This window comes from Massilia soli, from assembly GCF_016809835.1.
GTDB classification, from domain to species: Bacteria; Pseudomonadota; Gammaproteobacteria; order Burkholderiales; family Burkholderiaceae_D; genus Telluria_A; species Telluria_A soli.
On record NZ_JAFBIL020000017.1, the window covers coordinates 1 to 9,059 of the forward strand.

6 protein-coding genes are annotated in these 9,059 nt (G+C 61.1%); 3 read left to right on the forward strand and 3 right to left on the reverse strand.

Annotated elements, in window-relative coordinates:
• The first annotated feature begins 233 nt into the window (after positions 1–233).
• Positions 234–1,640: a DHA2 family efflux MFS transporter permease subunit gene (locus I4X03_RS22840; protein WP_223471379.1), complete on the forward strand. Its 1,407-nt coding sequence runs from the start codon at positions 234–236 to the stop codon at positions 1,638–1,640.
• Here I4X03_RS22840 and I4X03_RS22845 read toward each other — a convergent pair whose 3' ends face one another.
• The 3 genes from I4X03_RS22845 to I4X03_RS22855 all read right to left on the reverse strand — a co-directional run bounded on the left by I4X03_RS22845 (position 1,641) and on the right by I4X03_RS22855 (position 5,587).
• Positions 1,641–2,450, reverse strand: coding sequence for a response regulator (locus I4X03_RS22845; RefSeq protein ID WP_223471404.1), 810 nt, complete (start codon positions 2,448–2,450; stop codon positions 1,641–1,643).
• Positions 2,451–2,479: 29 nt separating this feature from the next.
• Positions 2,480–4,768: a PAS domain-containing hybrid sensor histidine kinase/response regulator gene (locus I4X03_RS22850; RefSeq protein WP_223471381.1), complete on the reverse strand. Its 2,289-nt coding sequence runs from the start codon at positions 4,766–4,768 to the stop codon at positions 2,480–2,482.
• Positions 4,769–4,837: 69 nt separating this feature from the next.
• On the reverse strand, positions 4,838–5,587 hold the full coding sequence (locus tag I4X03_RS22855; RefSeq protein ID WP_223471389.1) for a Crp/Fnr family transcriptional regulator: 750 nt from the start codon (positions 5,585–5,587) through the stop codon (positions 4,838–4,840).
• Positions 5,588–5,891: 304 nt separating this feature from the next.
• On the opposite strand from I4X03_RS22855, the gene I4X03_RS22860 reads away from it, so the two are divergent.
• Positions 5,892–7,436 (forward strand): ice-binding family protein, encoded by a 1,545-nt coding sequence (locus I4X03_RS22860; RefSeq protein WP_223471400.1) that lies wholly within the window; start codon positions 5,892–5,894, stop codon positions 7,434–7,436.
• A 12-nt stretch (positions 7,437–7,448) separates the two neighbouring features.
• Positions 7,449–8,576, forward strand: a complete 1,128-nt coding sequence (locus I4X03_RS23395) for an OmpA family protein (protein ID WP_223471402.1) — start codon at positions 7,449–7,451, stop codon at positions 8,574–8,576.
• Positions 8,577–9,059 lie beyond the last annotated feature (483 nt).

Genomic DNA, 9,059 nt, shown 5'->3' on the forward strand with positions numbered 1-9,059 from the left:
AAAGCGTTGTGTTTGTCAGCAGCAGAGAGATGAGATTATGCGGTAATTTGCGTTGCTCGTCAACCTCTTTTTTTACTACACCGCCGTTTCCGGCGCCCCTCACAACTCGGCAACTACTTGATTTCGTTAACCATTTCTGCGGGGAGGCGAACTATAGCAAAGGCACCGTGGACTGACAAGGACTATTTGTGCGGTGCGTGTGCGATTTCTGGCGCCCGGCTATAGTCATCAATATGAACATCTCCGTCACCAAGCGCTATTTGCCCTGGGTGGTCGCGGCGGCACTCTTCATGGAGCAGCTCGACGCCACCATCCTCAACACCGCCATTCCAAGCATTGCAGCCAGTTTCGGCGTCACACCGCTCAGCCTGAAGTCGGTGGTGAGCAGCTATATCCTGAGCCTGGCGGTGGGCATTCCCGTCAGCGGATGGATGGCGGACCGCTTCGGCACGCGCCGCGTGTTTTCATCGGCGATCATCGTGTTCACCGCTGCGTCCGTCCTGTGCGGGCTGGCCGTCAACCCGGAGATGATGGTGGCCGCGCGCATGCTCCAGGGATTTGGCGGCGCCATGATGATGCCGGTCGGACGGCTCGCCATCATCCGTACCTTCCCCAAATCAGAGCTGCTGGGAGCGATGAACTTCGTGATTATTCCCGCCCTGATCGGCCCCCTGCTCGGGCCGACGATCGGCGGACTCATCGTTCACTGGTTTTCATGGCGCTACATCTTCTTTATCAATGTTCCCGTCGGCATCATTGCGCTGTTCCTGGTCTACAAGTACATGCCCGACCATGCGAGCGAGCAAAAGCGTCCGCTGGACGTGCTTGGGCTGATCCTGTTCAGCTCGGGAACAGCGCTGCTGTCCTGGCTGCTGGAAGTGTTTGGTGAACATACCCTGGCGCCGCTCACTGCGCTGGCCGTGCTGAGCGTGTCGCTCGGCCTGCTGGTTGCCTATGCCATCCATGCGAGCGATGCCCAGTTCCCGTTGCTGCGTCTTGGACTGTTCCGCATTCGCACCTTCCGCATCTCGGTGCTGGGCGGCTTTGTGACGCGGATGGGGTTTGGCGGCCTGCCCTTCCTGTTGCCGTTGCTGTATCAAGTGGGTATGGGGCTGCCGGCGTGGAAGTCGGGTTTGTTGATGATGCCGTCGGCAATCGCGGCGATGGGGATGAAACTGTTTTCCCAGCGATTACTCAAGCGCTTTGGCTATCGCCAAATCCTGATCGTGAACACCGTGTTCATCGGACTGGCCATTGCGACCTTTTCACTGGTCGATGCCTCAACGCCGCTGGCAGTCATCGCGTGCCTTGGATTGATGCAGGGATTCTTTGCGTCGATGCAGTTTTCGAGCATGAATTCGCTGGCGTATGCCGATATCGATGCGAACGACTCCAGCATGGCCAGCACGATGTCCAGCTCGTTCCAGCAGCTATCGATGAGCTTCGGCCTGGCCACCGGGTCGCTGGTCGCCGGCTGGTATCTGGGCAATGTCGTTCAGGCAGATGCAGCGCTGGTCACGAACGCGCTGCATCATGCGTTCCTGACCCTGGGCGCGATCACCGCCGCGTCATCGCTGCTGTTCTGGCGCCTGAAACCCAACGACGGCGAAAGTATTAGTCGCGGCGTCGTCACCGCATGATCAGCTGCGCTTCATCCGGTCGGTGACATCGACCCCGACGCCGCGATAGCCGGTAAAGCGGCTGGCCGCATCGAACATAGGCTCGCCGCTCACGCTCAGGTACTGCACGTTGCCGTTGGGGGCGGTGCGTGTGTAAATAAAATCGAGAAACGGCAGGCGGTCGGCGATCTTTGCGTCGAGCGCGGCACGCTCATTCGCATTCCATCCGGCGCCTTGCGCGCTATCGGCGCCAATCCCAAGCATTTCATGAACCGGTCCGGAAAACTGGGTGAGCTGGCCTTCCGCATCTTGCTCCCAGTACCAGTCGGACGACAATTCGGTAAAGCGCTGGAAGCGCGCTTCGCTCTGGCGCAATTCGGCAGTCCGGTCGAGCACCGTCTGCTCCAGCACGCGGTTGTGGTCCGCCAGCTTGCGGTACAGCAGGCGAACTTCAAGCATGTTATGGATGCGGGTCTGGACCTCGACCAGGTCGAACGGCTTGCTGACGAAATCCTTGGCGCCGGCTTTCAGCGCGCGCAGCTTGTGCCCAGGTTGCGCAGTAATCACCAGCACCGGCAGATAGCCGCCCGTTTCAATCCCCTTCAGCATGTCGATCACCTCGAAGCCATCCATCTCCGGCATTTGCAAGTCGAGCAGAATCAGGTCGAAGCGGTTGGCCCGATGCAGCGCCTCCACTTCGCGCGGAAGCTGCGTGGTGGTGATATTGGTATACCCCTCATTGCGCAGCATTTGCTCGAGCAGCATCACATTCGCTTCCTGGTCGTCGACGACCAGAATGCTCGCGTTGAGTATTTCGGAGGCGTGAAGCACCACGTCAGCTGCTGGTTTAATCGTATTCATTATTGTCCCGGTTCGACTGGCTGGTGCATTGGATGTTGGGCTGCGTGTTCCAATGCGACGTCCAGCGCCTCCATGAATTCACGTACTCGGATTGGTTTGGTCAGGTAGCGGAAGAAGCCCGCTTCCAGACCTTTCTCGATATCGCGCGGCACTGCGTTGGCGGAAAGCGCCAGCACCGGAATATGCGAAGTCAGCGGATCTTCTTGCAGTAGCTTCAGCGCGCCGTATCCGCTGATGCCCGGCAGGTTGATGTCCATCAGGATAGCGTCCGGCTGGTACGTGCGCGCCAGTTCGACGCCGAGGCGGCCGTCGATGGCGGTGAGCAGCTTGACGTCGCCGCGGCGTGCGATCAGTTGTTCGACCAGGGCCAGGTTGGCCGGGTTGTCTTCCACATACAGCAGGGTCGGCTGGTCACACAGTTCCCGCGCGCCAGTAGGCCGGCGTTCAAGCGATACCTCGTCGATATTTTCCAGCGCCAGTTCAGGCGCGGTGGCCGCGGCCAGTTCGACCCAGAATACGGTACCGACGCCGACGGCGCTTTCCACCCCGATCAAGCCGCCCATCAGCTCAACGAGCTGCTTGGTGACGACCAGGCCGATGCCCGTGCCCTCTTCAGCGCCGTCCTGCTGGCCGAGGCGGTTGAATGGCTGGAACAACTGATCGAGCTGCTCCGAGGACAGGCCGGCGCCGGTGTCCTTGACGCTGATCCGGATACGGTCCTTGCCGCTGACCACGCACTGGACGATGACGCTGCCGCCGCTGCCGTTGTACTTGATGGCATTCGACAGCAGGTTGATCATGACCTGCTTGACGCGCGTGCGGTCGGCATGAACGTAAATTATATTATCGAAGGTCGGGAAGGTCAGCGCAATGCCGCGCTTGGTAGCCTGCGGCTCGATCATGCCCTTGCAATCTTGCAGCACATCGGTCATCGACATCGATTCCTGCGACAGCGTGACCTTGCCCGATTCAATCATCGCCAGGTCGAGGATCTCGTTAATCAAGCGCAGCAGATACCAGCCGCCCTTGAGGATCTGGTCGATCGAACGCTGCTGGTGCGCGGCAGGCGGCGGCACCTCCGACGCCATCAGTTGCGCGAAGCCCAGCACCGCATTGAGCGGGGTGCGCAGTTCATGGCTCATGCTCGACAGGAATTCCGACTTGGCGCGGTTGGCTTTCTCGGCGGCCTCGCGCGCCAATTGCAACGCGACGTTGGTTTCCTGCAGCGCGTATTCGAATTGCTTGCGCTCGGTGACGTCGCGCGCTGCGGCAAACACGCCCTGCACGCGGCGGTCGCGGTCGTGGAACGTGGTAGCGTTGAACGAGACAACGGTCTGCTTGTTATCGCGCGCCAGGGCGGTCAACTCGTAGTTCTTCACTTTGCTTTCGCGCAGCACGCGTGTGATCGCCTCGTCGGCGCGCAGCGGCTCGGTAAAGCAGTTCTTGAACGGAGCACCGATCAGCTCGTCGCGGGTACGGCCCGTGAGCAATTCCATCTGGTGGTTGACGTCGCTGATGATGCCGCGCAGGTCGGTCGTAATCAGCGGGTCGATGTTGGATTCGATCAGCGAGCGCGTGTAGAACTGCTGGTCGCGCAGCCGCTGGTCCAGCAGCGCCTGCTCTTCTTCGACCTGCTTGCGGGCAGTGTTGTCGGTGCCGATCAGCAGGAAGCCGATCACCTTGCCCACCGCGTCGTGCAGCGCTGTTACCGACAACAGCGCCGGGAAACGCCGTCCATCGGCGCGAATATAAGTCAGTTCATAAATATCTTCAATGCCGCGCAGCGCCTTGTAGACCATCGCCTCAAAGCCCGGCTGGATCGCGGTGCCAAACTCGGCGCTCAATTCCGCAGCGCGGATGATCAGCTCCTGCGGATCGGAGATCATGGCCGGCGTGCGCTTGTCGACGACATCGGCCGCCGCAAAGCCAAGCATTCGTTCAGCGCCGACGTTAAAGATCTGAATCACCCCCTGGGCATCGGTGGCGATACTGGAAAAATTGGCGCTATTGAAAATAGCGTCTTGCAACGCACCAGCCTTGATCAATGGCGCCACCCGCACCGCCAGTTGCTCAGTGGCGCGCACGCGCAGTTCCCGGCGCAGCTGGATAAACAGCAGTATCAGCAAGAACACCAGCGCGGTAACGCTCGCCATGATGAGGTCGCGCGACATCGCCGGGTCGAGAAGCTGGTTGAATGCAATGCCGCCGACCAGCAGCAGCATGGCGAACGTGGCGACGAAGGCGATTGCCATCAATCGTTCCACCGCGGAGTTCATAATCGTTTTCATTGGTAATCCTGTATTGCCTGACGTCGAGCGCTCAACCTGGCTCAAAAAGGTGACGGCGTAACTGAGTCGTCAGCCAGGTTTGGTGGCCACCCCGGGGGCTTGGCGGTTGCGCGTGTCCGACAGCAGCCGCGCGAATTCCTTCTTGACGACGCCGTAGCATTCGCAGACGTTGCGCTCCAGTCCGCTTCGATCGGTCACCGTGATGTGGCCGCGCCTGTAGCTGATGAAGCCGCTCGCCTGCAAACGGCCGGCCGCTTCGGTCACGCCTTCGCGGCGCACGCCGAGCATGTTGGAAATCAATTCTTGAGTCATGGTCAACTCGGCTGGGCCGAGGCGGTCGAGCGTCAGCAATAGCCAGCGGCACAACTGCTGTTCGACACTGTGGTGGCGGTTGCACACGGCGGTCTGCGACATCTGGGTAATCAGCGCCTGGGTGTAGCGCAGCAGCAGGCGCAGCACCGGGCCGGCCCGATCGAACTCTTCCATCAGGATGCGCGCGGGAATGCGGTAGCCGAAGCCGCCGGTCTGCACCACCGCGCGGCTCGGGGTCGTGTCGCCGCCCATGAACAGGGAAATGCCAAGCACGCCTTCGTTGCCGACGCCGGCGATCTCGGACGAGCCGCCATTCTCGAGCAAATAGTGCAGCGAAATGATCGCCGTGGTCGGGAAATACAGGTATTCGGTCTTGCTGCCGGATTCGGCAAGTACGTCCCCGAGCTTCAGGGCAACCAGCTCGAGGTGCGGAGACAGACGGTTGAATTCCGCGTCGAGCAGCGCCGCAAGGAGGAAATTTTGGTTCGGGTCGTGCTTAGGTTGCATTAGTGCGTTTTCTCGCCGGCATGGGGGTAGTGACTGGTCAGGGTAGCACGGCGCAAGCGCGCGCAGATTTTTATATTTTTGACAATTTTTGCTTGCGCAAGCGCGAAGCGAGGGGCAACCGCGCTCTCAGCAGGGCGTCCACAACCTCGGCCGGCAAGCATCCGCCGTTGTTTATTTGAATCAACTTAATTTATCTTTCATTCCTATGCGCGGTACCGAACGGAGTGGGGCATTCCTAAAGGCAATAGTGGAGGTCGCACGTCGGGCAGCACATGACCGACGGCCACTTACAAGGAACAACAGCATGAACGCATTCAAGCGCTACACCAAGATTCTATTTTGCTCGGCAGGCCTGCTGGCCGCCGCACTTGTCGCCGGTTGCGGCGGCGGCGGCGACCAGGGACGCGATCCAATCCTCGGCTTGCCGGGCGCCAGCCTGGTCAGCATCGCGGTGACCCCGGCCACGGCCAGCATTGCACTCGGCACCTCGCAGCAATTCGTTGCTACCGCGGTCTACTCGGACGGCTCGGCCCAGGACGTCAGCACCAAATCCGCATGGACAACGGCAACCCCTGCAGTCGCTACGGTTACCGCGGCGAGCGGCAATGCCACTGGCCTGAGCCAGGGCAGCGCAGCCATTAGCGCCACCTTCAACGGCAAGACCGGCACTGCCGTCCTGACGGTAGCGCCAGCGGCGCTGATGTCGCTGCAAATTACGCCAGCGGCAGTCACCCTGTTTGCCGGCGAAACGCGCCAGCTCACCGCCACCGCGACCTACTCCGATGGCACCGCCGTCGACGTCACCACGCAGTCGCAATTTACTTCCGCAAATACTGCGGCAGTGAGTACGACTACGCCGGGCCTCCTGCGCGGCGTGGCGGAAGGCTCGTCGATCATCAGCGCCGCCTTCGGCGGCAAGATCGCGAACTCCACCGCAACCACCGCGGCGGCTACCCTGTCGAGCATCTCCATTTCGCCTGCATCGGCCACCGTCAACCTCGGTGCGACGCAAACCTATGTCGTTACCGCACGTTATTCGGATAACTCGACCGCCATCGTGACCTCGAGCGCTGCCCTGTCGTCGTCGGTAACGGGTGTCGCCACCATACTCAACACCGGTGTCGCAACCGGCGTCAGCGTCGGTACCACGACGATCACTGCCAATCTCAACGGCCAGACCGCGAATGCATCGATGAATGTTGTTGCGGTTGTCCTGCCAGAGCCGACGCCAAACCCGGAACCTCCGGTACTGGCTGGCGTCAACCTGGGCAGCGCGGCGAACTTCGCGGTGCTGGCAGGGACGTCGATCACCAACAACGCGGGCGGTACCACGCTGATCACCGGCAATGTTGGCGCACCGTCGCAGACCACCGACCCGACCCTGGCTGCTGGTTTCACCAACTACAAGTCCGGCGCGATCCTGGCCCAGGCAATGTCTGACCTCCAGGTTGCGATCAGCGATGCCAACAGCCGCACTTGCACCGTCAGCTCCGCCAGCGGCGTCAACCTCGGTGGCCTGACGCTGACGCCAGGCGTCTACTGCTACGCTGGCGCAATCAGCCTGACCGGTACGCTCAAACTGAACGGCCCCGGTGTCTACATCTTCCGCACCGCAATGACGCTCAACACCGCAGCCAACTCGATCGTCGAGCTGACCAACGGCGCTACCGCCGGCAACCTCACCTGGGTGCCAGTCGGTCCTACCACCCTCGGCGCCAACAGCGTGTTCAAGGGCTCGATCCTTGGCCAGGCAGCGGCGATCACGGTCGGCGACAACACCACCCTGCTTAACGGCCGCGTGCTGACTGCCGCAGCGGTCACGCTCAGCAACAACCAGATCACCAAATAATTCGGGAACGACATGAAACTGACTAAAACAATCGCACTGACGTGCCTGGCATTTTCGATGATGGCCGCGCAAGCGGCCAAGGCTGACGAACCATTCATCAATCCGGACTGGGCAAACAGCGCCGTGTACATCGGCGCCGGCCTCGGCCAGTCGCGCGCAACCATCGATGAGCAGCGCATCCGCGCCGCCCTGTCGGCCAATGGCGCGGCCATCAGCTCGTTCGACGCCGATGAACGCGACGCAGGCATGAAGCTGTTCGTCGGCAAGCAGCTCAACCGCTACTTCGCGGTTGAGGCTGGATATTTCGATCTGGGCAAATTTGAATTCGATGCACGTACCAGCGGTAACGGCGCCTTGCGCGGCGAAGCTGGTTTCCGCGGGGTGAATGTGGATCTGGTCGGCCAACTGCCACTGACCGAGCGCCTGTCGCTGCTGGCCCGTGCCGGCGCCAACTACGCCAAGGCCAGCACCCATTTTTCGGGTAATCGTCTGGCAGCAATCACCAGTCCAAACGCCAGCGAGCGCAAGCTCAACGCGAAAGTCGGGCTGGGCGCCGAGTACAAGTTCAGCGAAGCCCTCGCGGGCCGCGTCGAAGTCGAGCGCTACCGCGTGAACGACGCGATCGGCAACCGTGGCGATGTCGACCTGGTCTCGTTCGGCCTGGTCTTCAAGCTTGGCCGCCCGGCAGCACGCCCGGTTGCCGCATCGGTTCCGGCACCGGTTGCGGCGCCTGTCGCCGAGCCGACGCCAGTCGTTGCAGAAGCGCCAGTCGCCGTGTCGGAAAAAGTCACCTTCGCGGCTGAAGCGCTGTTCGATTTCGACAAATCGATCGTCAAGCCAGAGGGCAAGCAAGCGCTGGACGCGCTGGTTGGCAAGCTGGAAGGCATGCAAACCGAAGTGATGATCGCAGTCGGCCACACGGACTCGGTTGGCACCGACGCCTACAACGACAAGCTGTCGCTGAGCCGCGCTGAGGCAGTCAAGGCGTACATCGTGTCGAAGGGGCTGACCCCGAGCCGTGTCTATACCGAAGGCAAGGGCGAAACCCAGCCAGTGGCTGACAACGCCAATTCGGCCGGACGTGCGAAGAACCGTCGTGTATCGGTTGAAGTGGTTGGTACGCGTAGCCCTGCCAAGTAAGCGCAATTGGTAGTGCGAGCCGCCTGGCGAAAGCCGGGCGGCTTTTTTACGTCTGCTGATTAATGGGTCGAGGTGCGGAAGTTGAAGCCAGGGCCTGGGATGTTGCGGCGCAGGGTGGATAAGACCGGAGGTGACTCGGCGCCCCCTTTCCGCCGGAGGCGTGACGATCACCCTTTAAGGTAAGCAGCTGCATTTGCTGCGCGAAGCGCGCAAGGGTGGCTACGAGGGCGTCCGGGCAGCCATCGTATTTGCAGGGCGGATAAGCCGGGGGCCGCATCCGCTGAAGGCAAGAATAGCGGCGGTGGTGTTCACGCCTTCGGCGGATGCGGCTTTGCCTTATCCGCCTACGATGTTCGCTTTTCTCGGGACGAAAAAAAACCCGCTGACATCAGTCAACGGGTTTCTTTCTTATAACTAGCCTGACGATAACCTACTTTCACACTGGTTGCAGCACTATCATCGGCGCAAAGTCGTTTCACGGTC

Excerpts from the sequence above, each read along its gene's own strand:
- I4X03_RS22855 (WP_223471389.1), bottom strand. The coding sequence starts at position 5,587 with ATGCAACCTAAGCACGACCCGAACCAAAATTTCCTCCTTGCGGCGCTG.
- I4X03_RS22850 (WP_223471381.1), bottom strand. The coding sequence starts at position 4,768 with ATGAAAACGATTATGAACTCCGCGGTGGAACGATTGATGGCAATCGCC.
- I4X03_RS22860 (WP_223471400.1), top strand. The coding sequence starts at position 5,892 with ATGAACGCATTCAAGCGCTACACCAAGATTCTATTTTGCTCGGCAGGC.
- I4X03_RS22840 (WP_223471379.1), top strand. The coding sequence starts at position 234 with ATGAACATCTCCGTCACCAAGCGCTATTTGCCCTGGGTGGTCGCGGCG.
- I4X03_RS23395 (WP_223471402.1), top strand. The coding sequence starts at position 7,449 with ATGAAACTGACTAAAACAATCGCACTGACGTGCCTGGCATTTTCGATG.